20 protein-coding genes are annotated in these 25983 nt (G+C 73.2%); 14 read left to right on the top strand and 6 right to left on the bottom strand.

The annotated features are described in order from the left end of the window. Nucleotides 1-187 precede the first annotated feature (187 nt). From ACFYNO_RS13865 to ACFYNO_RS13850, 4 genes are all read left to right on the top strand, one after another. Nucleotides 188-916, top strand: coding sequence for a type 1 glutamine amidotransferase (locus ACFYNO_RS13865; protein WP_388010767.1), 729 nt, complete (start codon nt 188-190; stop codon nt 914-916). A 361-nt stretch (nt 917-1277) separates the two neighbouring features. Next, nucleotides 1278-2303: a 6-phosphofructokinase gene (locus ACFYNO_RS13860; protein ID WP_388010526.1), complete on the top strand. Its 1026-nt coding sequence runs from the start codon at nt 1278-1280 to the stop codon at nt 2301-2303. 381 nt (nt 2304-2684) lie between these two features. Beyond that, on the top strand, nt 2685-5000 hold the full coding sequence (locus tag ACFYNO_RS13855; RefSeq protein WP_388010523.1) for an NHL repeat-containing protein: 2316 nt from the start codon (nt 2685-2687) through the stop codon (nt 4998-5000). Between the two features lie 64 nt (nt 5001-5064). Beyond that, nucleotides 5065-6165, top strand: a complete 1101-nt coding sequence (locus tag ACFYNO_RS13850; RefSeq protein WP_388010520.1) for a glycosyltransferase — start codon at nt 5065-5067, stop codon at nt 6163-6165. A 205-nt stretch (nt 6166-6370) separates the two neighbouring features. Here ACFYNO_RS13850 and ACFYNO_RS13845 read toward each other — a convergent pair whose 3' ends face one another. Beyond that, entirely contained in the window at nt 6371-6790 is a 420-nt protein-coding gene (locus ACFYNO_RS13845) for a winged helix-turn-helix transcriptional regulator (protein ID WP_388010517.1), read from the bottom strand. 92 nt (nt 6791-6882) lie between these two features. On the opposite strand from ACFYNO_RS13845, the gene ACFYNO_RS13840 reads away from it, so the two are divergent. The 3 genes from ACFYNO_RS13840 (at nt 6883) to ACFYNO_RS13830 (ending at nt 9222) form a co-directional block, all read left to right on the top strand. Beyond that, complete coding sequence (locus ACFYNO_RS13840; protein ID WP_388010514.1) at nt 6883-7815, top strand: NADP-dependent oxidoreductase; 933 nt, start codon at nt 6883-6885, stop codon at nt 7813-7815. A gap of 107 nt (nt 7816-7922) precedes the next feature. Next, nucleotides 7923-8933, top strand: coding sequence for a 2-hydroxyacid dehydrogenase (locus tag ACFYNO_RS13835; RefSeq protein ID WP_388010511.1), 1011 nt, complete (start codon nt 7923-7925; stop codon nt 8931-8933). 82 nt (nt 8934-9015) lie between these two features. Then, nucleotides 9016-9222, top strand: coding sequence for a dTMP kinase (locus ACFYNO_RS13830; protein ID WP_388010508.1), 207 nt, complete (start codon nt 9016-9018; stop codon nt 9220-9222). A gap of 7 nt (nt 9223-9229) precedes the next feature. Here ACFYNO_RS13830 and ACFYNO_RS13825 read toward each other — a convergent pair whose 3' ends face one another. Together ACFYNO_RS13825 and ACFYNO_RS13820 are read right to left on the bottom strand one after the other, a co-directional pair. Next, nucleotides 9230-13495 (bottom strand): hypothetical protein, encoded by a 4266-nt coding sequence (locus ACFYNO_RS13825; protein WP_388010505.1) that lies wholly within the window; start codon nt 13493-13495, stop codon nt 9230-9232. A gap of 96 nt (nt 13496-13591) precedes the next feature. Then, the gene (locus tag ACFYNO_RS13820; RefSeq protein ID WP_388010502.1) at nt 13592-16108 is read right to left on the bottom strand and encodes a collagenase; all 2517 of its coding nucleotides are present in this window, start codon (nt 16106-16108) and stop codon (nt 13592-13594) included. A 280-nt stretch (nt 16109-16388) separates the two neighbouring features. On the opposite strand from ACFYNO_RS13820, the gene ACFYNO_RS13815 reads away from it, so the two are divergent. From ACFYNO_RS13815 to ACFYNO_RS13790, 6 genes are all read left to right on the top strand, one after another. Then, a complete protein-coding gene (locus tag ACFYNO_RS13815) occupies nt 16389-17378 on the top strand; it encodes a zinc-dependent alcohol dehydrogenase family protein (protein WP_388010499.1) in 990 nt (329 codons plus the stop codon). Nucleotides 17379-17625: 247 nt separating this feature from the next. Beyond that, complete coding sequence (locus ACFYNO_RS13810; RefSeq protein WP_388010496.1) at nt 17626-18066, top strand: cold-shock protein; 441 nt, start codon at nt 17626-17628, stop codon at nt 18064-18066. Nucleotides 18067-18213: 147 nt separating this feature from the next. Further along, a complete protein-coding gene (locus ACFYNO_RS13805) occupies nt 18214-19347 on the top strand; it encodes a PP2C family protein-serine/threonine phosphatase (protein WP_388010493.1) in 1134 nt (377 codons plus the stop codon). Between the two features lie 129 nt (nt 19348-19476). Continuing rightward, nucleotides 19477-20439: a cytochrome c oxidase assembly protein gene (locus ACFYNO_RS13800; RefSeq protein ID WP_388010764.1), complete on the top strand. Its 963-nt coding sequence runs from the start codon at nt 19477-19479 to the stop codon at nt 20437-20439. A 91-nt stretch (nt 20440-20530) separates the two neighbouring features. Beyond that, entirely contained in the window at nt 20531-21199 is a 669-nt protein-coding gene (locus ACFYNO_RS13795; RefSeq protein ID WP_388010490.1) for a phosphoribosyltransferase, read from the top strand. A gap of 90 nt (nt 21200-21289) precedes the next feature. After that, nucleotides 21290-22516 carry a GNAT family N-acetyltransferase gene (locus tag ACFYNO_RS13790; protein ID WP_388010487.1) on the top strand — a complete coding sequence of 409 codons (1227 nt, stop codon included), beginning with the start codon at nt 21290-21292 and terminating at the stop codon, nt 22514-22516. 8 nt (nt 22517-22524) lie between these two features. Here the strand turns inward: ACFYNO_RS13790 and ACFYNO_RS13785 are convergent, their stop codons facing one another. Further along, nucleotides 22525-22956: a GNAT family N-acetyltransferase gene (locus ACFYNO_RS13785; RefSeq protein ID WP_388010484.1), complete on the bottom strand. Its 432-nt coding sequence runs from the start codon at nt 22954-22956 to the stop codon at nt 22525-22527. A 384-nt stretch (nt 22957-23340) separates the two neighbouring features. Here ACFYNO_RS13785 and ACFYNO_RS13780 point away from each other — a divergent pair, with 384 nt between their 5' ends. Further along, entirely contained in the window at nt 23341-24054 is a 714-nt protein-coding gene (locus ACFYNO_RS13780) for a class I SAM-dependent methyltransferase (RefSeq protein ID WP_388010481.1), read from the top strand. Between the two features lie 63 nt (nt 24055-24117). On the opposite strand, the gene ACFYNO_RS13775 is transcribed toward ACFYNO_RS13780, so the two are convergent. Both ACFYNO_RS13775 and ACFYNO_RS13770 read right to left on the bottom strand, forming a co-directional pair. Continuing rightward, nucleotides 24118-24876: an ABC transporter permease gene (locus ACFYNO_RS13775; RefSeq protein WP_388010478.1), complete on the bottom strand. Its 759-nt coding sequence runs from the start codon at nt 24874-24876 to the stop codon at nt 24118-24120. 64 nt (nt 24877-24940) lie between these two features. Next, nucleotides 24941-25888: an ATP-binding cassette domain-containing protein gene (locus ACFYNO_RS13770; RefSeq protein ID WP_388010761.1), complete on the bottom strand. Its 948-nt coding sequence runs from the start codon at nt 25886-25888 to the stop codon at nt 24941-24943. Nucleotides 25889-25983: the final 95 nt, after the last annotated feature.

Genomic DNA, 25983 nt, shown 5'->3' with positions numbered 1-25983 from the left:
GTACGGGCAGCAGCAGCCCGCAGGCCCGCAGCCCGGCTACGGGCAGCAGCCCGCCGGCCCGCCGCCCGGCTACCCGGCGGCGCCCCCGCAGCACCCCGGCTACCAGCAGCAGCCGCCGCAGGCCCCGGCGGCCGCCCCCCAGCAGCCGGCCCAGCCACAGCAGCAGCACTATGGGAGGCCTTCTCGGATGAGCGACAGCAGCCTGCGGCTGGTCTGGGTCTATCCGGACCTGCTCAGCACCTACGGCGACCGGGGCAACGCCCTGGTGGTCGAGCGCCGGGCCCGCCAGCGCGGGCTGAACGTGCAGCGCATCGACGTCCGCTCCGACCAGCCGATCCCGACCAGCGGCGACATCTACCTGATCGGCGGCGGCGAGGACCGGCCGCAGCGGCTGGCGGCCGAGCGGCTGCGCGCGGACGCCGGGCTGCCGCGGGCCGTGGACAACGGCGCGATCGTCTTCTCGGTCTGCGCGGGCTACCAGATCCTCGGCCACGAGTTCATCAACGACCTGGGCCAGCGCGAGCCGGGCCTGGGCCTGCTGGACGTCTGGTCCACCCGGGGCGAGGGCGCCCGCAGCGTCGGCGACGTGCTGGCCGAGCCGGACCAGCGCCTGGGCCTGCCGGCCCTGACCGGCTTCGAGAACCACCAAGGCGTCACCCACCTGGGCCAGGGCGTCTCGCCGCTGGCGCAGGTGACGGCGGGCGGCGGCAACGGCGACGGGCACGGCACCGAGGGCGCCTGGCGGGACACCGTCTTCGGCACCTACCTGCACGGCCCGGTGATGGCCCGCAACCCCGCGGTGGCCGACCTGCTGATCAAGCTGGCGCTGGACGTCAACGCGCTGCCGCCGGCCGACACCACCTGGTACGACGCGCTGCGCGCGGAGCGGATCGCGGCGGCGAGCCAGCCGGCCTGATCCGCGCCCGACCAGTGGTCGGGGACGTGTGAACCGGGCGACCCCCGTCCCCGGGCGAAGTGAACGTTCTCCGGCCGCCGGATGTCCAGCATCCGGCGCCGGGAACGTCCGGTTCGCGAAAGTACGACAATAAGCACCGTCGGATGCAACCCTCCTCGGCAACCGGCAGCACCAACGCGCGGGCGCGCCGACGACGCCGCCCCCGCGCCTGCTCCCGCCCGGCCGGAGGTGGGGGCCGCTATGATCAGCTTCGGCGTGATATGTCCGATTCTGACCCCGCCCTTCCAAGGTGGTAGTCCGGCCTTCCGGTTATTCCCCCAGCCGCGGCTGGGGCGGTGCCCCCAGGGGAGTTGCAAGAACAATGCGAATTGGTGTGCTGACCAGCGGCGGCGACTGCCCCGGTCTGAACGCTGTCATCCGCTCCGTGGTCCACCGGGGGGTGGTCGACCACGGCGACGAGATCATCGGTTTCCAGGACGGCTGGAGAGGCCTGCTGGAGGGCGTCCACCGCCCGCTGACCCTGGACTCGGTCAGCGGCATCCTGGCCCAGGGCGGCACGATCCTCGGGTCCTCCCGGGTCCAGCCCAGCCACCTGCGCGACGGGGTGGAGCGCGCCAAGCAGTACTGCGCGGACCTCGGCATCGACGCGGTGATCCCGATCGGCGGCGAGGGCACCCTGAAGGCCGCGAAGCTGATGAGCGACGCCGGCCTGCCGGTGGTCGGCGTGCCGAAGACCATCGACAACGACATCGCCTGCACCGACGTCACCTTCGGCTTCGACACCGCCGTCTCGGTGGCCACCGAGGCGCTGGACCGGCTGAAGACCACCGCCGAGTCGCACCAGCGCGTGATGGTGGTCGAGGTGATGGGCCGGCACACCGGCTGGATCGCGCTCAACGCGGGCATGGCCGCCGGTGCGCACGCCATCGTCGTGCCGGAGCGCCCGTTCCACATCGACAAGCTCACCGAGGTGGTCCGCGAGCGGTTCGAGCGCGGCAAGAAGTTCGCCATCGTGGTCTGCGCCGAGGGCGCCAAGCCCGAGCCCGGCACCATGCGCTGGGAGGAGGGCACCAAGGACATCTACGGCCACGAGCGGTTCGCCGGGATCGCCACCACGCTCTCCGGCGAGCTGGAGCACCGCCTCGGCAAGGAGGCCCGCCCGGTGATCCTCGGCCACACCCAGCGCGGCGGCACCCCGACCGCCTACGACCGGGTGCTGGCCACCCGGTTCGGCTGGCACGCCGTGGAGGCCGCCCACAAGGGCGCCTTCGGGCACATCACCGCGCTGCAGGGCACCCAGATCAACCTGGTGCCGCTGGCCGAGGCGGTCGCCGACCTGAAGACGGTGCCCGCCGACCGCTACTCCGAGGCCGAGACGGTCATCTGACCCCGCCCGGATCCGCTGCCCCGCCGCGCACCCGCGGCGGGGCAGCGGCGTCTGCGCCCCTGGCGCATGCACCCGGCATACGCCGGAACGCCGGGTTCCGGCCAGCCGCTCTCCTGACGCTGTCTCAACTATCGGACGGTGCTGGCGAGTTCCCCGCCGGCCTCCGGTTCCACCGGTCCCCACCGGTGCCCGTCCACCCCGTGCGCGCCTGCCGTCGCGGGCCGGAGCGGCGATCCGGACAGCCGTCCTCCTGTCCGGAAAAGGGCTGGAACGTCCGCCGCGTCCGCTGGTTAGGCTGCGGAGTACTCCGGACCCACTCCATCCCACCCGGTGCGGCACACCGCGCCCGGTGTGCCGTGCCCGAGGACGGGAGAAGCACAGATGGCAGACGATTCGAGCACCGGACGAGGCCCCCAGCCGGACGGACTGACCGAGGGCACCATCGTCACGGTCGCGGGCAACGGCAGCCCGGGCTACGGCTCCGACGGCGGACCGGCCACCGCCACCACCCTCAACCGCCCCCAGGGCGTGGCCGTCGACGGCGCGGGCAACCTCTACATCGCCGACTACAACAACCAGCGGGTCCGCAAGGTGACCCCCGGCGGGATCATCACCACGGTCGCCGGCACCGGCACGGCGGGCTACGGCTCCGACGGCGGACCCGCCACCGCCACCACCCTCTACGGCCCGAACGACGTGGCTGTCGACGGCGCGGGCAACCTCTACATCGCCGACTACTACAACCAGCGGATCCGCAAGGTCGACGCCAAGGGCATCATCACCACCGTGGCCGGCAACGGCACCGCCGGCTACGGCTCCGACGGCGGACCCGCCACCGCCACCCCGATCAACTACCCGTACGGCGTGCTGGTGGCCGCCGACGGCAGCGTGTACTTCAGCGAGTGGTACGGCAACCGGATCCGCAAGGTGGACCCCGCGGGGATCATCACCACCGTCGCCGGCAACGGCAACGGCGGCTTCGGCTCGGACGGCGGACCCGCCACCGCCACCAGCATCTCCTACCCGTCCGGCATCGCGCTGGACACGGCCGGGAACCTGTACATCGCGGACTGGAGCAACCAGCGGATCCGCAGGGTCGACACCAGGGGCATCATCACCACCGTGGCCGGCAACGGCATCGCCGGCTTCGGCTCGGACGGCGGACCCGCCACCGCCACCTCCCTCTACAACCCCACCGGCGTGACGGTCGACCCGGCCGGGAACCTGTACATCGCGGACTGGAGCAACCAGCGGATCCGCAAGGTGGACACCAAGGGCATCATCACCACCGTGGCCGGCAACGGCGCCTCGGGCTACGGCTCCGACGGCGGACCCGCCATCAGCACCTCCCTCTACTACCCCACCGGGGTCGCGCTGGACGCGGTCGGCGACCTCTACGTCGCCGACAGCTACAACCACCGGGTGCGCGGCGTGAGCGCGGTGGCCGACATGGCCCCGCCCGCGCAGCCCGCCGCCGACCTGTACGGCGAGAGCGTCCACCCCTCCGCCGTCCAACGCGGACAGCAGTTCGACCTCGGCGCCCGGATCAGGAACCGCGGGCCCAACCCGGTGGACGGGCAGTACGTCACCGTGGTGCTGACCCTGCCGGACGGTCTGGTCGGTGGGCCGGGCAGCGACGGGCAGCGGCTCAGCCGCAGCTTCGCGGGCCAGCGGCTGCTTCCCCTTCAGGGGTCCCTGGACGGCGTGTTCCGGGTCGCCACCACCGCCGAGACGCCGCCCGGCCACTACGTCGCCACACTGGAGATCCAGTACAGCGGTGAGATCGACCTCAAGGACAGCGCGCTGCTGCTGCCCGTCACGGTCGTGGTCCCGGAACCGGTCGAGGACGAGACGGCGCTGACCATCGTCCAGGACACCGTGCCGCTCGCCGCACCGGGCCAGCAGAACGTCATCACCGTCAAGTTCACCTGCGCCACCGGCCAGCCGGTCAACCCCGGGGTGATCGCCCAGCACTACGCCGCCCCGGACGGATTCCTCTTCATCGAGCAGCCGGCCTACGCCTACTACGACACCGTCCACGGCGTGCTCCACGGCGCGCTCGACCACGAGATCCAGGACGCCGGGCGGACCCTGCTGATCACCGCCAACCCGCACCTCAACACCAACGGCGCCGACACCGGTTCGCTGGTCTACACGATCCCGGTGCAGGCCCGTGCGGACGCCCGGCCCGGCAACCACGGCAACGGTTCGGCGCGCATCGGCCGGCATGCGCCGGTCCCGCTCTCCGGCCAGGTCGCCGACAGCACGCTGCGCGCGAACATCAAGGCGGTGCCGCCGAAGCCGCCCGTGACGGCGGGCCAGGAGCGCTGGATCTACCCGGCGTTCGTCATCCGCAACACCGGCAGCCGCACCATCGGCACCGTCCGGGTCGTCTTCACCGCGACGGAGGGGCTGCTCTTCTCCGAGGACCGGGTGGCCTTCACCCGCTCCACGGACGAGCAGCACGAGGCGCACGCCGACGGCGTGCGGTCGGCCGACAACCGGACCCTGACCTGCTCGGCCGTGCAGCTGGACCTGCTCTCCCGCGGGAACGGCACCGACCCCTGGGTGTCGATCTACCCGGCTCTGGAGGTCGAGGCCTCCGCGCCGACCGGACAGGCCGTGGTCACCATCCAGCTGGGCGAGCCGCCCTTCGCCGGGACTCCGGACGCCTTCGACATCCTGCCCGGCGCCTGACCCCCCGGGCGGCCGAGCGGGCCTCCTGCCCGGCCGCCCCCAGCAACGAGGAGGAGCCACCCGGATGCGCCGGCCCCGTGCCGTCCCCCGCCCCCAGCACCGCGCCGGCAGCCCGGCCGGCCGGGTCGTCGCGCTGATCCCCGCGCACGACGAGGCCGACCGGATCGCCGCCGCGATCGCCGCCCTGCAGCACCAGCTGCGGCCGCCGGACCGGATCGTGGTGGTGGCCGACAACTGCACCGACCGGACCGCCGAGACCGCCCGGGCGGCCGGCGCCGGCGTGGTCGAGTCCCGGGACAACCGGCACCGCAAGGCCGGCGCGCTCAACCAGGCGCTCGGCCCGCTGCTGGCCGAGCTGGCCCCGGACGACCTGGTGCTGGTCCAGGACGCCGACACCACGCTCTGGCCGGGCTTCCTGGCCAGCGCCGTCGCCGCGATGGACGAGACGGTCGGCGCGGTCGGCGGCATCTTCTACGGCGAGCCGGGCGGCGGCCTGCTCGGCCTGCTCCAGCGGATCGAGTACCACCGCTATGCCCGGGAGATCGCCCGCCGGGACTACCGCGCCGACGTGCTGACCGGCACGGCGACGCTGTTCCGCGCGGGCACCCTGCGCGAGGTCCGGCAGGCCCGGCTGGACGGGCTGATCGGCGGCGGCGACTCCTACTACTCGCTGGCCTCGCTCACCGAGGACGACGAGATCACCAAGGCGGTGCGGACCCTGGGCTACCGCACCGTCTCCCCGCCGGGCTGCGGCGTGGTCACCGAGGTGATGACCAGTCTGCCCGCGCTCTGGCACCAGCGGTTGCGCTGGCAGCGCGGCGCGCTGGAGAACCTGCGCGACTACGGCTGGACGCCGGTCACCGCGCCGTACATCCGCCGGCAGGTGTTCATGGGGCTGTCCGTCCTCTTCCTGGCGCTCTACCTGGTCTTCACCGGCTGGATGCTGGCCCGGGGACGACCGCGGTTCTCCCGGTTCTGGCTGGCCGTCGGGCTCGTCTTCGTCGCGGAGAAGGTGGTCACCGCGCGCGGCGCCGGCCGGCGGTCGCAGCTGCTGGCGGGCACCCTCGCCGTGGAGCTGGCCTACGACGGGTTCCAGCACGCCGTCTACCTGCGGGCGCTGTGGGACATGCTGCGGCGCGGCGAGGAGCAGTGGCGCGCCACCTGAACCATCCTGACGAGGGGATCGCGTGTACGGAGGATTGCCACCGGCCGGGGCGCTGGGCGCGGGCGGCGCGTCGGTGCTCTCGGTGAAGAGCCTGGTCCGGCCGGAGTCCGGGTTCCAGGCGCTGGCCACCGTGGTCGCCGCGACCACGCTGGTGATGGCGGGGGCCTCGCTGGTCAAGCTGCTGCCGGCCGGAGCCCTGCGGCCGTCACTCGGGCAGGGGGACCGGCGGCTGCGCCGCGCGGGCGTCGAACCGCGCCCGGGCGGCGTGGATGGCGTGCGCGTGGTCGACCGCCCAGTCGGCGATCGCGGTGGTCAACTGCCCGGCCGCGCGGCCCTCCTCGGTGAGCGAGTACTGGACCCGGGGCGGGACGGTCGGGTAGACCGCGCGGGCGACCAGGCCGTCGCGCTCCAGCGCGCGCAGGGTCTGGGTGAGCATCTTCTGGGTGATGCCGTCCAGGATCCGGCGCAGTTCGTTGAACCGCAGCGGGCGGTCCGAGCGGCCGAGCGCGGCGAGCACGTAGAGCGACCACTTGTTGGCGAGGACCTCGACGACCGTGCGGGAGGGGCAGTCGCGGCGGTAGGCGGCGAACTCGTCGGCGAGGGCGCGGCGCGTGGCGGTATCCATGAGGTACCTGAATATCAAACAGGTTCCTTCTTCACAACAGGTACCGCGGACGAACAGGATGGACGCGTTGATCCGATTGCCGGGAGGGCGTCATGCGCACTGTTCTGATCCGTTCCTTCGGCGGCCCCGAGGTCGTCGAACTGGCCGAGCTTCCGGTCCCGCAGGCCGGGCCCGGCGAGGTGCTGGTGCGGGTGGCCGCGGCGGGGGTGAACCCGGCCGACTGGAGGATCCGGGCCGGTGAGGTGCGCCGCCTCGGCGAGCCGCCGCTCGGGCTGGGGCTGGACCTGGCCGGCGCGGTGGCCGCGGTCGGCCCGGGCGCCGACCGGTTCCGGCCCGGCGACCGGGTGTTCGGGGTGGTGCTGCCGCCGCAGGGCTCCTTCGCCGAGTACGTCACCGTCCCGGAGGCGGCGCTGGCCCGCACGCCCGACGGGCTGGACGACCTCACCGCGGCCGCCCTGCCGGTCGCCGGCCTGACGGCCTGGCAGGCCTTGGTCGGCGCGGCGCAACTGGCGGCGGGCGAGCGGGTGCTGGTGCACGCCGGGGCGGGCGGCGTCGGGCACTTCGCGGTGCAGATCGCCAAGGCGCGCGGCGCCCGCGTCACCGCGACGGCGGGCCCCGCCAACCAGGCGCTGCTGGGCGAACTGGGCGCGGACGAGGCCGTCGACTACCGCGGCACGGACGTCTTCGGCGCGCTCGGGCCGTTCGACGTCGTCCTCGACCCGTTCAGCGGCGAGAACGCGCTGCGCTCGCTGGCGCTGCTGCGGCCCGGCGGCCGGCTGGTCGATGTCCGCGGCACCGGCGTGGACCGCACCGAACTGGCGGAGCGCGCAGGGGCGCTGGGCATCGCGCTGACCGAGCTCTACTTCCGGCCCGACGCCGGGGACCTCGCCGCGCTCGGCGCGCTCGCCGAGAAGGGCGAACTGCGGCCGCACCTCTCGCTGGTGCTGCCGCTGGAGCGGGCGGGTGAGGCGGTCACCGAGGTGGCCTCGGGGCACGCCCGGGGCAAGGTGGTCGTACAGATCTGACGCCGCGTCAGGTGCCACCGGCCGGGCCAGCAGGCAGTCCAGGCCGGTGAGCAGCCGTCAGCGAGCCGTGCCGGGCGATCCGGGCGGGCTCCGGCTACCGTGCGGGCATGGAGATCATCGCCTTCGGCGTGCAGACCGACGAGAGCCCCCTGCTGGAGCGCGCCTTCGCCGGGCGCCACGCGCTGCGCAGCCTGTCCGTCTTCCTCAACCGGGACACCGCACCGCTGGCCGCCGGGTTCCCGGTGGTCTCCAGCAGCGTCAACGCGGTGCTGGACGCCGAGACCCTGGCCCTGCTGGCGGCCGGCGGCACCAAGCTGATCGCCCAGCGCTCCACCGGCTTCAACAACATCGACCTCAATGCGGCCGCCGACCTCGGCCTCACCATCGCCCGGGTCTCCTACTACAGCCCCTACGCCGTGGCCGAACACGCCTGGACCCTCGCCCTGGCCGTCAACCGCCGCCTCACCCGCGCCGCGAGCCGCTCACGCGAGTTCGACTTCCGCCTCGACGGCCTGCTCGGCCGCGACATCCACGGCATGACCGTCGGCGTCATCGGCACCGGCAAGATCGGCGAGTGCTTCGCCCGGATCGCCGCCGGCTTCGGCACCCACCTGCTCGGCTGGGACATCGCCCGCAACCCCGCCTGCCTGGAACTCGGCATGGCCTACACCGAACTGCCCGAACTCCTCTCCCGCGCCGACCTGGTCAGCCTGCACGTCCCGCTGCTGCCCGCCACCCACCACCTCATCGACAGCGCCGCCCTGGCCCGCATGAAGGAGGACGCCATCCTGGTCAACTCCAGCCGCGGCGGCCTGATCGACAGCGCCGCCCTGGTCGAGGCCCTGCGCGCCGGCCGCCTCTCCGGCGTCGGCCTCGACGTCTACGAGGAGGAGACCGGCGTCTTCTTCACCGACCGCTCCATCCAGGGCATCACCGACGACACCCTCGCCCGCCTGGTGACCTTCCCCCAGGTCCTGGTCACCAGCCACCAGGCCTACTTCACCCACACCGCCGTCGGCCAGATCATCGACGCCACCGCCCGCAACATCGAGGACTTCGCGGCGGGACGGCGCAACGAGAACACGCTGGTGCCGAAGGACCGACTCGGACAGTCCTGAGTACGAGATCGCCCCTGCTCACCCGGCAGCCGTCGCACGCTGGCTCCGCACCGACCGGACCGACCGTCGAAGGAGTAGCCACGTGCTGCCGTTCCTCAACCAACTCGCCGCCTCCCAGCGGGTCCTCCTGCTCGCCCTCGCGCTCGTCCCGCTGCTGGTGATCGCCGTCGCCACCGTCCCCGCCTACCTGGTCCTCCCCTTCCTCCCCGACGGGGTGGACCGCGCGGCCCGGCTCCTCGCCACGCAGACCGCCTGGCTGCGCACGGCCCTGGCCGGCACCCGCGCATGACGGGGTGTCACGAAGGCTCCTCGCGCTGCCAGGGCACCCGGGCCAAGGCCGCGTCGACCATCGCCGCCGGGTCCCCGACCTCGAAGCCGAGCCGCCGCAGCCGGGCGGCGGTCCCGGCCAGCGGCCGGTTCAGCGCCCGCGCCGCGGTGGCCAGCCGGCCGAGCCCGTACCGCGTGTCGACCGGCAGCCAGGGCTCACGCCCGTCGAGGTTCGCGCTGATCAGCACCAGGTCGGAGCGGTCCGGGTGGTCATCACCCGGGACGCGGGCGTCGAGTCCGTAGCCGCGCATCCGGGCGGCAACCTGCTCGACCGGCAGGTCGAGCGTCAGGGCGCAGAGGACCACCCGGGCGTAGGGCACTCGGTCGCCAGGGTGGTACCAGGGTGCCTTCTGGTCCAGGTTCCGGCTGAGCAGGTTGAGGTCGACGTGGGGGGCGTCGCGGGTCAGGGCCTTGCCGTGGAGCACCGTGACGCCGAGCCCGGCCAGCCGTTCGAGCACCGTCTCGGGCGACAGGCCGAACCGGCGGACCACGTGCTGGAAGGCGGCGATGTCGGTGCTGTCCTCGTACGGGGTCGCCTCCTCCTCCTCGTGGTGGTGCAGCTCGAGCAGGAGCGCTTCGTCGCCCTCGCTGAGCTCACGCAGTCGCCGGGGCAGGCGGTAGCCGAACCGCTCGAGCTCGCCGACGACTTCGCCGATCGGCAGGTCCGCGCTGTAGGAGGCCGCCACGACATGGCGCCCGGAGACCGGTCGGCGCAGGTCGAGCCACGGGGGACCACCGTCCCTGCCGGTGGCGACCACGCCCGGGTCGATCGGCTCGGCGGATCGCACCCGGTGGAGGTCCCTGGTCCTGAACCCGTACGCCGCCATCCGCTCGACCACCTCGGACGTCTCGACGCCGAGGTGGTCGGCAGCCAGCACGACGTGGACCGGGTGGACCGGTTCCGCCGGGTCGAGCCACACCACCAACCGGTCCGAGGCCGCGCTGAACAGCACGGTGTCGCCCTCCTCGGCAGCCGTCCGCCCGCCCGGCAAGGAGAGGGACGGGCACGCGTACCCGTACCGGGCCAGCCGGTTCGCGATCTCCTCGAAGGCCAGTCCGGTCCGCTCGCTCACCGCCACCAGGTGGCCCAGCGCGACCGGTCGATCCGCCGGAAGCCACAGGTAGTCGCCGCTCAGATCGCTACTGAGGATCAGAAGGTCGAGTCGGTCCGGTTCGTCCGGCGCGGACTCGGGGAGCTCCACTCGGTAGCCGAGCCAGGTGAGGCGGTCGGCGAGCTCGTGCAGCCCGCGCTGGAACCTCCGGGCGAGCGTCAGCAGGCCTGCCACGTCACAGCACCAGGGCTCCCTGCTTCCGCTCCATACCCGTGCGTTCAGCATTTCCAGGTCGGTGCCGTCGAGCTCCCGGGGCTCGGCGAGCACCGTCGACCGCCCCGTGAGCAGACCCAGCTCGGCCAGTCGACGGGCCGTGCGGTGCAGCGGCCACCCCACGTCCCTGGCAGCGCTCAGGATCCGCCACGGGCCCCGGAAGTCGGCCTCGGACAGCCACCCCTCCTTGCCCGCCAGCAGGGTGACGTCCGACGGGAACGCCGGTGCGACCGGGCCCACCGTCCGCGGGTCGACGGCGCTCGCCAGCTGGGGGTACTCGTCGAGCATGCCCAGCGCGAGCAACCGCCAGAGGAAGATCTGGTCGGGAAGGCCGAGAACCGGGTGGCTCGACTCGTTGAGCTGGGTCCCTGCCGCGGCCCGGTACGCGGACCCGCCGCGGTCGACGCCGGCCAGCGACTGGTCGGGGCCGAAGATCCCGGTCGCCCCGAGGTCGAGCACGCGGCGGCCGACCCGCTCCGTCCTCCGCTGGTCGACCGCCTCCCTGGTCACCAGATCGGCGATCTCGGGCCGCAGGCGGGCGACCCAGTCCAGGCTGAACACGCCGGAGGTGGAGCCGACCAACTCGCCGACACCGCGCCGGAGGAGGTCCGTGACGCGGGCGGAGACATCCTCCATGATCCGTTTCCGGTCCACCGAGAGCGCGACCTGCTGTGGTCCGAACAGGTTCACCACCGCGCCCAGGACGGGCTCGGAGATTCCGAGGCCGGCGCGCTTCGGCGGGCGTTCGGTCCTGATGCCGTCCACCAGGATCTCGTCCGCCCCGGCCGACCAGATCACCTGGCCGTCCGGCTGCCGCGCGGCGTGGACCGGGGCAGCCTGCGGCCGGTCGTCCCAGCGCCGCTCCGGCGCCGCCCGGGTGTACTCCCACGGGGTCCACTCGTGCCGCCGGGGCCGGTCCTCGGTCCGGTCCTCGGCGGTGAGGACGAACTCCGAGACGGCGACCAGGTCCTGCAGCACGTCGACGCAGGACCGGGTCAGCACGCCCTCGCGCAGGTAGAGGCGGACCGCGGTGTGCGGGGTCGCGGGCTCCTCGGGGTACTCGATCCGGAAGAGGTGGCCGGGTCCGGCGATGGTGGCGCGCAGCACGGGGCCGAGTTCGCGGTCGGGCCGGCGGTGCGTCCGGCAGGTGGTCACGCGGATCTCGTCGGCGAGCATGAAGTAGCTGAGCACCCCGATGCCGAACCGGCTGTTGGGGAAGAGCCGGATGCCGTGCTGCTCCCACTCGGCCCGTTCCTCCGCGAACTCCTCGGTGCCGGTGAAGCTGACGCCGGCCTGGGAGAAGACGCCGGTGATCTCCTCCTCCCCCATGCCGACGCCGTTGTCGCGGCACTCGACGTACGCGCGGCCGTCCTCGTCGACGTCCTGGAGGAAGCTGATCTCGCCGCGGTAGAGGTCGGGCGGGACGGCCAGGTCCGGGCCGCGGAACCGGTACTCCAGTCGGGCCCGGCGGTAGCGGCAGGCGTCGAGCGCGTTCTGGTACAGCTCGCGCAGGGCGAGCGCCGGGTCGCCGTACAGCTGGTCGCCCATCAGCAGTTCGCGCAGCCGGCGTTCGTCGACGGTGAAGCGGGCGGTGCGGGTGCTGAAGGCGGCGGCCGGGTCCAGCCGCCCCAGCGCCGCGGTGGGCAGCCGGCGCAGCGGCGCGAGGGAGTCGTGCCGGGCGGCGGCCCGGTGCACGGCGCGCAGGGTGTGGTCGACGGCCTCGGTGTGCTCCCGCAGCGCCAGCAGGGTGGCGGGGTGGTCGCAGACGGCCTCCAGGACGCAGTCGCGCGGCGCGCCCGCCGGCCCCTCCCGGTACCACCGGGCCTGCTCCAGCCTGGTGCGCACCTGGGCGAGGTCCACGGCATCGGGGATTCCGAGGTGCTCGACCAGGACGGCCGGCAGGTCGGCGGCGTCCAGCGCGAGCGGGCGGGTGCAGGCGAGCAGCAGCCCGAGCAGTCGCAGGCGGACGGACTGGTCCTGGTACAGGCCCGGGAGGTCGAGGTGCTCGCCGGAGGCGAGCCCGCCCGCGTCGTCCTCGGCGAGCCGGGCCGGGCCGAAGCGCAGGACCCGCAGGAGGGCGGTGGCCCGGCCCCGGCCGAGGAGCACCCGCAGCGCGGGCTCGGCCGGCTCGGACAGGCCCGCGACGAGCTCCGGATCCACCGGGCGCTTCTCCAGGGTCCAGCGGCGCAGCAGCCACTGCCCGATCTCGTGGGCGGCGGGCCGGCGGCCGGGCAGGTCGCGCGCCTCGGCGCGCCGGACCAGCCAGGGGTGTCCGAGCAGGTAGCCGCGGAAGGAGTTTCGCTCGGGCCCGGCCGGGGCGTCGGCGGCCAGGCTGTCCGGGTGGACCAGTGGGCCGAGCACCGCGCCCGCGCGGGCCTGGTGGGCCAGCTGGAGCAGTGGCAGCAGGGTCAGCAACGAGGCTTCGGCCGCGGAGAGTTCACTCAGCCCGGCCCACAGGGCGAGGGTGGCGACCCGGTCCAGCCAGCGACCGGGCAGGGCCGGGTCGTGCCACGGGTCGCCGGTGGTGGCGGACCACCCGATGCCCCACTCCCCCGCCAGCCGGGCGGCCGGTTCGCGCAGTGCGGCGGGGTCGGGGACGCACTCCCACAGCGGGTGCGCGCGGACCAGGTCCGGCCAGCCGCCGTCCGCCGGTGCGGCTCTCCGCCGGGAGCCGCGGGCGGTCTCGTGCAGGTCCGCCCAGTACTTCTGCGTCCCGGGGGCGGCGGACTCGGGCCCGAGGTAGTAGGCGATCAGCTTCCAGACGCTGTCGAACTCGGGGGCGATGTGCTGGTTGAACCAGCCGTGGACGGTCTGCTTCGGCAGGTCCAGCGCGCTCGTCGCCTGGCGCCGCGTCCGGCCCTCGGCCGCTGCTCGTCGCTCCAGCTCGTTCAGTTCCTCGAACCACCCCATGCGGCGAGGCTATCGAGCGGAGCACCGGCCGTGTGCGGTGGGCCGGAACTGCCCGGAGCCCTGGCGGCTCCGGGCGGCTCGGCGGGTGACGGGGGCTCAGTACTGCGTGGTGAGCGTGACGCCGCTGAAATCGGTCACGGCATAGAGGCTGATGTACCGGTAGCCCGCCGTGGAGTTGGTGACGGTCAGGCTCTGCGTGGTGCCGTTGTTGGTCGACGCCGCGGTGTAGGCGGTGGGCAGGGCCCAGGTGTCGGGGTTGTAGTAGAGGTAGGCGGTGCCGGTTCCGCCGGTGCTGGTGATGTTCAGGGTGGTGCTGCCGGCCGGCAGGTAGAGGTAGAAGTAGTCGGTGTTCTGGACCGTCTCGGACTGGTTGGCGCGGTAGCAGTTGCGGTCCATCGCGCGGGTGTCGGCGGCGGTGCAGGCGGTCACGGTGGTGGAGCCCGCGCTGACGGTGACGGACCGGGTGGCGGTGGCCGTCTTGCCGTTGCTGTCGGTCACGGTGAGGCCGACGGTGTAGCTGCCCGCCGTGGCGTAGGTGTGCGAGGGGTTCTGAGTGGTGGCGGTGGCGCCGTCGCCGAAGTTCCAGGACCAGCCGGTGATGTGGCCGCTGCCCGTCTGGGTGGACTGGTCGGTGAACTGCACCGCCAGGTTGGCGGGTGTGGCGGCGAAGGCGGCGGTCGGGGCGCCGCCCACCACGCAGGCTCCGGCCGCGCAGGCGTCCAGCCAGGTGGTGAAGTCGGCGTCGTAGGCGGTGCCGATGGAGTGGTAGACCGCGTAGCCGCCGGTGTAGTCACCGGTCCGGAAGTGGCCCAGCATGCTGGCGATCACATCCGGGTGCTTCTCGACCATGTACCGGACGGCGAGGTAACCCCAGGGGTAGGTGCGGGTGGTGTCGCTGTTGTTGTACGTGTTCTGGAAGAGCGTGCTGAGCGCGTAGGTGTGCAGCGGCGCGACGTTCACCGCTCCGGTGTCGGTGAGGTTGCGGTAGCTGTAGGAGACGTACTCCGCGACGCCCTCGATCCACCAGACATCGGGCACCGAGGTCTGCGCGGTGAAGTCGCCCTTCATGTCCAGGCGGCCGTCCAGCGCGTGGGTGTACTCGTGGTTGAGGTTCCACACGCCGGCCGTGAAGCCGTCGTTGCCGTTCTGGTAGGTGATGGAGATCGGCTGGTTGCCGGGGTCGGTCGGGGTGCCGATCAGCGTCATGCCGCCGTTGTTGGTGTTGATGCCGTAGATCCCGCCGGCGTAGGTCTGGTAGTCGCGCGGGGAGGCGAAGACCACCATCTGCAGGGTGTTCTCGTACTGGCCGGGGATCGGGCCGTTGTCCTTGACCAGGCTGTGGACGTAGGGGTCCTGGCCCTGGAGGCTGGCGCAGACCGCGGCGAGGTCGGCGGAGGCCATGCTCTGCGCCAGGATGCTGTGCGCGGCATCGCAGCTGTAACTGATCGGCAGGGCCGCGGCCTTGAGTTGTGCGGCGAGGTTGCAGGTGCCGAAGTAGGCGCAGTCGGCGTTGTCGTAGTAGGTGACCATCTCGGCCACGCCGACCCAGAGCGGGGCGGTCGGGTCGGTGATCTGCGAGGCGTTCATCAGGCCCTTGGCGAGCGGCTTGACGGTGGGCAGCAGCGCCGGGTGCTCGATGTAGCGCGAGGTCTCCAGACCGGCGTTGGAGTCCAGGAACCAGTTGCTGCCGCTGAGCAGGGCGGTGTGGTTCAGCGCGAAGGTGTCGAGCGTGTTGATGATGCTCGGGTCGGCGGTCACCGCGGCGACGTAGTCGGCGTTCTGGTGGCCGCGGAAGATCGGCGTGTAGACGCTGTTGGCGAAGTTCACCATGTACCAGGAGGCGTCCCAGGAGCTGGTGTACGCGTTCAGCACCCGCTGGTAGGTGGCCAGGTAGTGCGCCTGCAGGTTGGCGCTGTCGCTGAGGATCATCTCCTGCCCGGCGACCATGCCGTTGGCGTCGCTGACGTCCAGGAGGTGCGGACTGGCCGTGAAGCTGTCCAGGGCGGCCTGCACGGCGCTGGTCAGCGCGGCGGAGTAGGCGGGCACGTCGGCGGAGTCGTAGTACTGCACGTAGTAGCCGGCCTGGAGGAAGTAGCCCAGCTGGAAGATGCCGGTGGAGTTGTCGCCGGTGTAGGAACCGGCGCTGCCGCGCAGGCCGTTGGCGACGGCGGTCATCTGGCTCTCCTTGAACACCCCGTCGGCGGTGGCGCCGGTGAGGCCGAAGAGCGAGCTGATGCAGTCGGTGGTGGAGCCTTCGAGGTAGCTCACCAGCGCCGCTCCGGTCCGGCTACTGAAGTCGGCCGGGGTGCAGGAGGTGGCGGCGACCTTGGCGGGCTTGGACGAGGGGGCTTTGGGGGCGGCGGACTGCGGTGCGCTTGGCGGGAGTTGGCCGGGGGCGAGCCGGCCAGCCTGGGTCGCGGCGCCGGTGCCGGCGCCGAACGCGGTTCCGGTGGGCGCGAGACCGCTGGGGCGACCGGGCGCGGGTGCGTGGACGACCTGCCCCGCCTTCGCCGTGGGGGCGGCGAGGGCGGGTGCGGCGGCGAAGCCGCCCAGGGCTGTGCTCGCGGCGGCCAGCAGGGCCAGGGTTCTGGGCAGGCGGAACGGCTGACGCATCGTCACTCCCTCTGTGGGGGTCGTGGAGTGCGCCTCGATGCGAATCGTGGAGGCGTGCCAGGACGGTCTCACGCTACGTATCGCCCTATCAACGGTCCGTGACATAACATTCGGAGCGCCGAGGCCATAGCACCGACCGGGCGACGGTCCGGCGCGGAGCGGGCACACCTGGCGCACAGTCAACATCCTTCGGAACCACGCACTCCGGTGACGACTGTTCACCTTGGCCGCGTTGAATACCCGCGCAGTCGTCTGATGGTCAGATCTGGAGGAGCGGTAGATGCGCGTCGTTCGGTTCCACGAGTTGGGCGGGCCCGAGGTGCTGCGGCTGGAGGAGGCGGAGCCGGGCCTGCCGGGGTCCGGTGAGGTGCGGGTGCGGATCGCGGTGATCGGGCTGAACCGTGCGGAGGCCAACTTCCGCCTCGGCCGGTACATCGAGCAGGCCAAGGAGCTGCCGTCCAGCCTGGGTTACGAGGCGGCCGGGGTGGTCGAGGAGCTGGGCGACGGGGTGACCGGGTTCGCGGTCGGCGACCGGGTGTCGATCCTGCCGACCTTCTCGATGAACGACTACACCGTCTACGCCGAGCAGGCCGTGGTGCCCGCCGCGGCGCTGGTCAAGCTGGACGAGGAGGTGGACTTCGAGACCGGCGCCGCCGTCTGGATGGCCTACCTGACCGCCTACGGCGCCCTGGTGGACATCGCCGGCCTCGGCAAGGGCGACACCGTGCTGATCCCGGCCGCCTCCAGCAGCGTCGGCCTGGCGGCGATCCAGATCGCCAACCAGCTGGGCGCGGTGCCGATCGCCACCACCCGGACCGCCGCGAAGAAGGCGGCCCTGGAGCAGGCCGGCGCGGCGGCCGTGGTGGCCACCGACGAGCAGGACCTGGTGACCGAGGTGCTGCGGCTGACCGACGGCAAGGGCGCGACCGTGGTCTTCGACCCGGTGGCCGGCCCGGGCATCAACGAGCTGGCGCTGCTGACCGCGCGCGGCGGCACGCTCTTCGTCTACGGCAGCCTGAGCGGCCAGCCCACCCCGTTCCCGCGCGCCGCGGTCGGCCGGGGCATCGCGCTGCGCGGCTACGTGGTCTTCGAGATCACCGCCCACCCGGTGCGGCACGCCAAGGGCGTGGAGTTCGTGCTGGCCGGCCTGCGGGACGGCTGGCTGAAGCCGGCCGTGGACCGCACCTTCCCGCTGGAGCGGATCGTCGAGGCGCACGCCCACCTGGACGCCAACCGGCACGTCGGCAAGGTGCTGGTCACCGTCGGCTGAGCCGGCGGACGATGGCGGGGCGCGGCCGGTCCGGGCCGCGCCCCCGTGCGCCGGTCGCTCCGGTCGCGCCGGTGTGCCGCCAAGTCGCCGTCCAGCGGCCGCCGCAGGGGCTGCGCCGCCCGGCACGGGCCCCCGCCGATCGCCTGCCCCGACGGCACGCGCCACGGTACAGTAGCCGCGCGTCGGTGCCGGTTCGCGCGCCGACGGCTGACGAGGTGTGGTTCCACCAGAGGCAATTGGGGTAACTGTGGCGTCCACTGGGCACATTCTGCGGTTCGACGAGGTTCGCGGGTACGGCTTCATCGCGCCGGACGGCGGCGGCGAGGACCTGTTCATGCACGCCAACGACCTGCTGGGCGAGAAGCACCAGTTCCGGGCCGGCCTGGCGGTGACCTTCGAGGCGGAGCACGGCGACCGGGGCATGAAGGCCTCCCGCGTGCGGCTGCTGGACGGTCCGCCGCGCGAGGGCGTCGGCGCGCAGCGCGTCCCGGCCCCGATCGTGCCGCCGTGGACCATCCGGGACGAGCCCAACGACGGGCTGTGCGACGTGCTCTCCATCGCCGAGTACCAGCAGGAGCTGACCGAGGCGCTGCTGGAGGCGGCGCCGTCGATGACCGGCGGTCAGATCCTGGCCGCCCGCCGGGCGCTGCTGGTGCTGGCCCGCCAGCACAACTGGCTGGAGAGCTGACCCTCCGCCGGCCCCGCTCGAACGCCCGGCCCCGGTTCGATCGGGTGGTCGGCCCGCCGGCCGTCCGATCGACCGATGGTGTGTCACCTGCCGTGCCGTGCCCGCGTGCTCCGCGGCCGGGGCGGTCACGGCGGGTAGCCTGACGCGGTGCGTACACCATCCCGGCAGGGCCCGGACGGCCACCGCCGGGCGGGGTCGGTCAACGAGATCACCCGCTGGTCGCCGTTCCTGCTGATCGCCCTCTCGGTCATCGTCGACCTGGCCACCCCGGGCTCGCAGCGCTTCGACCGGGTGCTGTCGGCGGTGCCGGCGCTGGCCGCCGCCACCTGGAACGTGCCCGCCACCGCCGCCTTCGGCGTGCTGGCCGCGGCCTTCGAGGTGCTGCTCTCGTTCACCCGGAGCAACGAGGTCCACCCGGCCTCCTTACTCACCTCGATGCTGGTGATCACGGCGGTGACCGTCGCCGCCTGCTTCGTCAGCCGCGTCCGGCTCACCCGGGAGCGCGAGCTGGCCGAGATCCACGCCGTCGCCGACACCGCCCAGCAGGTGCTGCTGCGGCCGCTGGCGCCGCGGCTCTCCGGGGTGGACCTCGACCTGCTCTACGCGGGGGCGGCGGCCCAGGCCCGGATCGGCGGCGACTTCTACGAGGCGCTGCGCACCGCGCACGGGGTCCGGGTGATCGTCGGCGATGTGCAGGGCAAGGGGCTGTCGGCGGTGGAGGCCGCCTCGGTGCTGCTCGGCTCCTTCCGCGAGGCCGCCTACGACGCCCCCGACCTGGGGGTGCTGGTCGGCCGGCTGGAGATCAGCATGATCCGCTACGGCGAGCAGGTGCCGGGGTCGGACGCCGCCGAGCGGTTCGCCACCGCCGTGCTGCTGGAGCTGCCGGCCGAGCAGCCGGTGGCCCGGCTGCTGAACTGCGGCCACCCGCCGCCGCTGCTGCTGACCGCCGGGGGCGGGGTGCGGCTGCTGGAGCCGTCCGCGCCGGCCCTGCCGCTCAACCTCTCGCCGCTGCTGGACGACGAGCACCCGATCGACACCGTGCCGTTCGGCCCGGGCGACCGCCTGCTGCTCTACACCGACGGGGTCAGCGAGACCCGCAACGCCGAGGGCGAGTTCTATCCGCTGCCGGAGCGGGTCGGCGAGTGGACCGACCAGCCGTCCCGCAGGCTGCTCGACCTGCTCCGCACCGACCTGCGGGCCTACGGCGGCGGCAGCGGCGACGACGTGGCCGTGGTGATCGCGGGCCGGCCCGCGCCACCCCCGGAGGCCGGGCGCGGGTAAGGCGCCCGTAGGGTGGTGCGGAGGAAAAACGGACGAACCGGACCAGCGCCGGCCGTCCCCGGGGGCGGAGCAGCCACTCCCCGGGCAGCACGAAGGAAAGCAGGACCGCGGATGGACGGAATGTCGGGGATGCACCACCACGGTGGCGGGATGCTCGGTCCGTTCTCGCTCCACTCGGTGCTGACCTGGTCCCCGGACTGGCCGTTCCTGATCGGCAGCCTGCTGGCGGCCGGCCTCTACACCGCCGGCGTGCTGCGGCTGCGCCGGCGCGGTGACGGCTGGCCGATCGGTCGGCTGGTGGCCTGGCTGCTCGGCGTGCTCACCGTGCTGGCGGTCACCTGCTCGGGGCTGAACGACTACGGCATGGCACTGTTCAGCGCGCACATGATGCAGCACATGGTGCTCAGCATGCTGTCGCCGATCCTGCTGCTGCTCGGCGCGCCGATCACCCTGGCGCTGCGGGCGCTGCGGCCGGCCGGCAAGGGCCGCCCGCGCGGGCCGCGCGAGCTGCTGGTGGCCCTGCTGCACAGCCGGTACGTCAAGGTGGTCTCGCACCCCGCCTTCACCATCCCGCTCTTCATCGCCAGCCTCTACGGCCTGTACTTCACGCCGATCTTCGACAGCCTGATGGGCTCCCGGATCGGCCACCTGGCGATGATGGTGCACTTCCTCGGCGTCGGCCTGCTCTTCTTCTGGCCGATCATGGGCGTGGACCCGGGGCCGCACCGGCCCGGTCCGGTGATCCGGATCCTGGAGCTGTTCATGGGGATGCCGTTCCACGCCTTCTTCGGCGTGGCGGTGATGATGGCCACCAGCCGGCTGGTGACCACCTTCGGCACGGCGGGCGCGCCGCCCGGCACCGACCTGATGGCCGACCAGAAGATGGCGGGCGGGATCACCTGGGCGTTCGGCGAGATCCCGACCGCGGTGGTGCTGATCGCGCTGGTCTTCCAGTGGTCCAAGTCGGAGCAGCGCCAGGCCGCCCGCAAGGACCGGGCCGCCGAGCGCGACGGCGACGCCGAGCTGACCGCCTACAACGCCTACCTGGCCTCGCTGGAGAAGCGCGGCACCCGGCCGGCCGAGACCGGCTGAGCCGAGCCGCGCCCGTTCCGGAGCCCCGTCCACCCGCTCGGTGGGCGGGGCTCCGGCGGTTGGTGGCAGGCTGGACGGTGGGGTGAGGACGATGACCGTGTTCCAGGCCCAGGGCCACCACCAGCCGAGCTTCCGCGACCGTGCCGAGGCCGGCCGGCTGCTGGGCAAGCGGGTGGCCGGCTGGGCGGCCGACTCCCCGATCGTGGTCGGCCTGCCGCGCGGCGGGGTGCCGGTGGCCTTCGAGGTGGCCCGGGCGCTGGGCGCGCCGCTGGACATCCTGGTGGTGCGCAAGATCGGCGCGCCCGGCCAGCCGGAGCTGGCGCTGGGCGCGGTCGGCGAGGGCGGCATCCGGCTCTACAACCACGACATCATCACCGCCCTGGGCATCGGCGCCGGGCAGCTGGAGCAGCTGGCCGACCGCACGGCCGCGGAGGTCGCCGAGCGCACCGGCCTGCTGCGCGGCGACCGGGCCGCGCTGGACCCGGCCGGGCGCGCGGTGGTCGTGGTGGACGACGGCGTCGCCACCGGCGCCACCGTCCGCGCCGCCCTGGCCGTACTGCGCCGGCGCGCGGTGGCGCAGCTGCTGCTCGCGGTCCCGGTGACCGCCCCGGAGGCCCTGCGGGTGCTCGGCCCGCTCGCCGACGACCTGGTCTGCCTGGCGGCGCCGCCCGCCTTCATGGCGGTGGGGCAGTACTACCGCGACTTCGACCAGACCAGCGACCAGGAGGTGCGGCGCCTGCTCGCGGCGGCCGGGGAGTGAGCCGGCCCGCCGGGAAATCCCCTTGACCCGGGCGCGGACCCGGCGGTCCACTGTGGCGCGCACATGACCGGCCGCATAGGGGAGGAACCCTTGGAGATCCGCGCCACCACCGAGCAGGACCGGGACGTCTTCGTCGACACGGTGCACACCGCCTTCGGCCGCTTCCCGGACCGGACCGAGGACGGGACCGGTGTGTGGTGGTCGGCGCTGGAGATGGAGCGCAACCTGCTGGCGGTGGCCCCCGGCGGGCGGCCGGTCGGGACCGCGGGGGCGTTCTCCTTCGAGCTGACCCTGCCGGGCGGGGCGCTGCTGCCGGTCTCGGGGGTCTCCTCGGTCGGGGTGGTGCCCACGCACCGGCGGCAGGGGGTGCTGACGGAGCTGATGCGGCGTCAGCTCGCCGACCTGCGGGCACGCGGCGAGGCGGTCTGCGTGCTGCTGGCCGCGGAGGCGCTGATCTACCGCCGGTTCGGCTACGGCCCGGCGACGTACACCCGGCGGCTGACGGTGGCCCGGCACAAGGCGGTGCTCGCCGCTCCCCGGGCGGGCGCGGTCGGGGCCGGTTCGGTCGGGGCCGGTTCGGTCGAGATCCTGCGCCGGGCCGACTGCACGGAGCTGCTGGCGGGGGTCTACGACCGCTACCGCCGCGCCCAGCCCGGCGCGCTCTCCCGCCCGGCGACCTGGTGGGCCCGGGGCGCGGGCATGCCCCCGGTCTCCCCCGCGCCGCGCTACGTGGCCGTGCACCGGAACGCGGACGGCGTGCCCGACGGGTACGCCAGCTACGCGCTCGGCGACTCGGACAGCGTGCTGACGGCCGACGAGCTGATCGCCACCGATGACGCCGCGGTCACCGCGCTGGCCCGCTTCCTGCTCGGGCACGACCTGGTCAGCGAGGTGGTGATCAAGCACGTGACGGCCGACCACCCGCTGCGCTGGCAGCTCGCCGACTTCAACGCCGGGCATCTGGGCGCCGAGACCGACTGGCTCTGGGTGCGCCCGCTGGACGTCCCGGCGGCACTCACCGCACGCAGCTGGTTCACCGAGGGCGAGCTGGTGCTCGACGTCACGGACCCCTTCCTCGGCGAGCACGACCGCTACCTGCTGTCCGTGGCGGACGGCAAGGCGCGCTGCGTCCCGACCGACCGGGAGCCCGACCTGTCGCTGGACATCAGCGACCTGGGGTCGGTCTACCTCGGCGGGACGGCGGTCAGCACGCTGGTGCGGGCCGGCCACGTCCGGGAGCACCGGGCGGGGGCGGCCGGCCTGGCGGACACGCTCTTCCGGGCCGAGCGCGCACCGCACTGCCTGCACTGGTTCTAGGAGCCGGCTCAGTTCTCGCCGTGCACCATGAAGGAGGCCGGCTTCGCCAGCGGCGCGAAGCCGGCCTTGGCGTAGACGCCGTGCGCGTCCCGGGTGGCCAGCATGATCCGGCGCAGGCCGTAGCCGGCCAGGTGGTCGCGGATCTCGGCGGCCAGCGCGGTGCCGACGCCCAGGCCCCGGGCCGGGCGGTCGACGAAGACGTCGCACAGCCAGGCGAAGGTGGCGTAGTCGGTGACGATCCGGGCGTAGGCCACCTGGCGGCCAGAACCCTCTTCGTAGACACCGAAGTTGAGCGAGCTGTCGACGGCCCGGCGGTGCTTCTCCGGAGCCCGGCCGAGGGCCCAGTAACTGTCCTCGGCGAGCCAGCGGTGGACCGCCTCGTGGTCCAGCCGGGCCGGGTCGGTGGAGATCAGGTAGCCGTCGGGCAGGTGGGTGCTCATGGCCGCATCCAAACAGTCCGGGGGCTCCCGGACCACCGGTTATCGATCACGGGGCGGCACGGGCCTGAGCCTGCATCAGCGCTCTCCCCCATCGGGTCGGGGCCGGGACTCGGGCGGTGCGGGCGAACACCGCGGGAAATCCGCAGCCGGGGATTGCCGGGGAATTCCGGCGGGCGGCCGGGACAACGGAGCAATTGTTCCCGGGCCACTCCGACTTTCGCACAGGAAATTCACCGGGTCAAGGTCTGTACCTATCCGGCGACCGGCCCCTACGCTGCCCGCGGAGTGGGCCGGGCGGTCCACCGCGGAGGGAGTTCCCGGATGGAAATTACCGTGCACACGCCAGAATGGGACTGGGAGGATCCCGATTCGCTGGCAATCCGGATGGCCGAATTCTCCGGGGAGCTGGCCACCTGCGAGGCGCTGGAGCAGGTCGCGGACCGGCTGCCGCACACCGCCGCGGACTTCGCCGCGCTCGGCCTGACCGGGGTGGAGTTCGCCGCCTTCAGCACCAGGCACCCGGGCGGCCTCGCCTCCGACCTGGCCGAACTGCGCTCCCCGCAACTGGTCAGCGAGTTCGGCCGGCTCTACCGGGTGGACGGCGGCAGCCTCTTCGCCCGGCTCGACGTGGGCCGGCCGCTGCCGTTCGCGGACCGGAGCGTGGACTGGGTGTATGCGGAGCACCTGATCGAGCACATTCCGCTGCCGGTCGCCGTGGGCTGGCTGCGCGAGGTGCGCCGCATTCTGCGCCCGGGCGGCACGCTGCGGCTCACCACGCCGGACCTGGCCCAATACATCGAGGGTTACCAGGACAGCCGCGACGGATTCTTCAAAAGGCACCGGCGGCGGCTGAAGCTGATGCGCGTGGGACCGCCGATGCCGGAGCGCAAGGCATTCATGCTGAATCAGATCTTCTACCACTACGGGCACCGCTGGATTTACGACGAGGCCGAATTGCGGCACGCGCTGACCAGCGCCGGATTCGCCGACCGGAACATTCACCGGGCCGGCTACCAGCAGGGCGCGCGGGCCGACCTGGCCGCGCTGGACACCACCTTCCGCAGTGACGAGACGATCTACCTGGAGGCCGTGGCCTGAGCCGCCGGCCGGGCGGTGCCCGAAGGGCCCCGGACCGCTCGGCGGTCCGGGGCCCTCGCGGCCTCAGCGCACCCGGCCGGCGAAGAGCCGGGCGGCCCAGCCCACCATCAGCACGGTGAGCACCGCGACCAGCAGCAGGCTGCGCCAGACCACCGGGTCCCCGGGGTGGCCGGAGAAGAGCGCCCGCATCCCCTGCACCGCCCAGTAGAACGGGTTCCAGTCCGCCACCGCGCGCAGCCAGCCAGGGGCCAGCGAGAGCGGCAGCAGCACGCCGGAGAGCAGCGCGATCGGCTGGGCGATGGTGTTCACCACCGGCGCCAGCGCAGCATCGTTCGGCACCACCAGCGCGATGGCGTAGGAGACCGAGGAGGCCATCAGGGCCATCAGGCCGAGCAGCAGGTAGGCGAGCAGCAGCTGGCCGATCGGCACCGAGAGGCCGAACGGCAGCGCCAGCAGCGTGATGATCACCGCCTGCACCAGCAGCGCCACGGTCTCCCGCAGCGCCCGGCCGAGCAGCAGCGCCACCCGGCTGACCGGGGTGACCCGGGAGCGCTCGATGATGCCGGCCCGCAGCTCGCCGAGCAGGGTGAATCCGGTGAACAGCCCGCCCATGATCACCAGGGCGGTGAGCAGGCCGGGCACGTAGATCCGGTAGGCGTCCGCATAGCTCCCGCCCGGGGCCAGCACCGATTTCAGCAGCGGGGCGAAGAGCAGCAGGTAGAAGAGCGGTTGGACCACGCCGACGGCGATCCAGACCGGGGTGCGGGCCATCAGCAGCAGCTGCCGCTGGAAGACCAGCCAGGTGTCCCGGGCGAGTTTCAACTTCGGCTCCGAAGTTCGTTGCTGGCAGTACGTCAGGGCGGGGTTGCGGGTCGGTGGCGGTGCGTCAGGCCAGGGAGCGGCCGGTGCGGGCCAGGAAGACGTCGTCCAGGCTGGGCCGGTGCAGCCGGATCTGCCGGGGTTCCAGCCCGGCCTCCGAGAGTTCGCGCAGCACCTGCGGGACGGCGGCGCCGCCGTCGTCCACGTAGAGCCGCAGCTCGCCCTCCTCGGTGGGCTCCAGCCGGTGCAGGCAGCTCAGCCCGGCGAGCACGCCGACGGCCGGTTCCCGCTCGTCCTCGGGTAGTTCGATGCTGACCACGTCCCCGGAGATCTCCCGCTTGAGCTGGTCGGGGCTGCCCTCGGTGACCAGTTCGCCGTGGTCCACGATGCCGATCCGGTCGCAGAGCGCGTCGGCCTCGTCCAGGTAGTGGGTGGTGAGCACCACGGTCATGCCCTCGTCCCGCAGCCGGCGCACCTCGGTCCAGACACCGGCCCGGCTCTGCGGGTCGAGGCCGACCGTGGGTTCGTCCAGGAAGAGCAGTCGCGGGCGGTGGATCACGCCGAGCGCCAGGTCCACCCGGCGGCGCTGGCCGCCCGAGTAGGTGCGGCAGATCCGGTCCGCGAACTCGGTCAACTCGAACGCGGTGAGGAGCTGTTCGGCGCGCCTGACGGCCTCCGCCTTGGCGATGCCGTACATCCTGGCCTGCATCACCAGCTCCTCGCGGGCGCTGGCGTGGTCGGTGGTGCCGCCGCCCTGGGAGACGTATCCGATCCGGCGGCGCACCTCGGCGGGCTCGCCGCGCAGGTCGGCGCCGGCCAGGGTGGCCTCGCCGTCGTCCGGGCGGATCAGCGTGGCGAGCATCCGCATGGTGGTGGTCTTGCCGGCCCCGTTGGGTCCGAGCAAGCCGTAGATCTCGCCCTGATCCACCCTCAGGTCCAGGCCGCGGACGGCCTCGACGGTGGTGGTGCGGCGGCCCTGGCGCGACTGGAAGGTCTTCCGCAGCCCCTTGGTCACGATCAACCGAGACTCCCGTGGCTCGATGGGAACCGGTCGTCGGCCGCACGCCGCGGCACGGCGCTCGGCGGCGCGCGGCCGGGTGGCGTCGATCA

Source organism: Kitasatospora sp. NPDC006697, assembly GCF_042869935.1.
Classification (GTDB): Bacteria; Actinomycetota; Actinomycetes; order Streptomycetales; family Streptomycetaceae; genus Kitasatospora.
Note: the sequence above shows the minus strand (reverse complement) of the source record. Positions and strands in the feature narration are given on the sequence as shown.

Excerpts from the sequence above, each read along its gene's own strand:
- ACFYNO_RS13865 (WP_388010767.1), top strand. The coding sequence starts at position 188 with ATGAGCGACAGCAGCCTGCGGCTGGTCTGGGTCTATCCGGACCTGCTC.
- ACFYNO_RS13860 (WP_388010526.1), top strand. The coding sequence starts at position 1,278 with ATGCGAATTGGTGTGCTGACCAGCGGCGGCGACTGCCCCGGTCTGAAC.
- ACFYNO_RS13855 (WP_388010523.1), top strand. The coding sequence starts at position 2,685 with ATGGCAGACGATTCGAGCACCGGACGAGGCCCCCAGCCGGACGGACTG.
- ACFYNO_RS13850 (WP_388010520.1), top strand. The coding sequence starts at position 5,065 with ATGCGCCGGCCCCGTGCCGTCCCCCGCCCCCAGCACCGCGCCGGCAGC.
- ACFYNO_RS13845 (WP_388010517.1), bottom strand. The coding sequence starts at position 6,790 with ATGGATACCGCCACGCGCCGCGCCCTCGCCGACGAGTTCGCCGCCTAC.
- ACFYNO_RS13840 (WP_388010514.1), top strand. The coding sequence starts at position 6,883 with ATGCGCACTGTTCTGATCCGTTCCTTCGGCGGCCCCGAGGTCGTCGAA.
- ACFYNO_RS13835 (WP_388010511.1), top strand. The coding sequence starts at position 7,923 with ATGGAGATCATCGCCTTCGGCGTGCAGACCGACGAGAGCCCCCTGCTG.
- ACFYNO_RS13825 (WP_388010505.1), bottom strand. The coding sequence starts at position 13,495 with ATGGGGTGGTTCGAGGAACTGAACGAGCTGGAGCGACGAGCAGCGGCC.
- ACFYNO_RS13820 (WP_388010502.1), bottom strand. The coding sequence starts at position 16,108 with ATGCGTCAGCCGTTCCGCCTGCCCAGAACCCTGGCCCTGCTGGCCGCC.
- ACFYNO_RS13815 (WP_388010499.1), top strand. The coding sequence starts at position 16,389 with ATGCGCGTCGTTCGGTTCCACGAGTTGGGCGGGCCCGAGGTGCTGCGG.
- ACFYNO_RS13800 (WP_388010764.1), top strand. The coding sequence starts at position 19,477 with ATGCACCACCACGGTGGCGGGATGCTCGGTCCGTTCTCGCTCCACTCG.
- ACFYNO_RS13795 (WP_388010490.1), top strand. The coding sequence starts at position 20,531 with ATGACCGTGTTCCAGGCCCAGGGCCACCACCAGCCGAGCTTCCGCGAC.
- ACFYNO_RS13785 (WP_388010484.1), bottom strand. The coding sequence starts at position 22,956 with ATGAGCACCCACCTGCCCGACGGCTACCTGATCTCCACCGACCCGGCC.
- ACFYNO_RS13780 (WP_388010481.1), top strand. The coding sequence starts at position 23,341 with ATGGCCGAATTCTCCGGGGAGCTGGCCACCTGCGAGGCGCTGGAGCAG.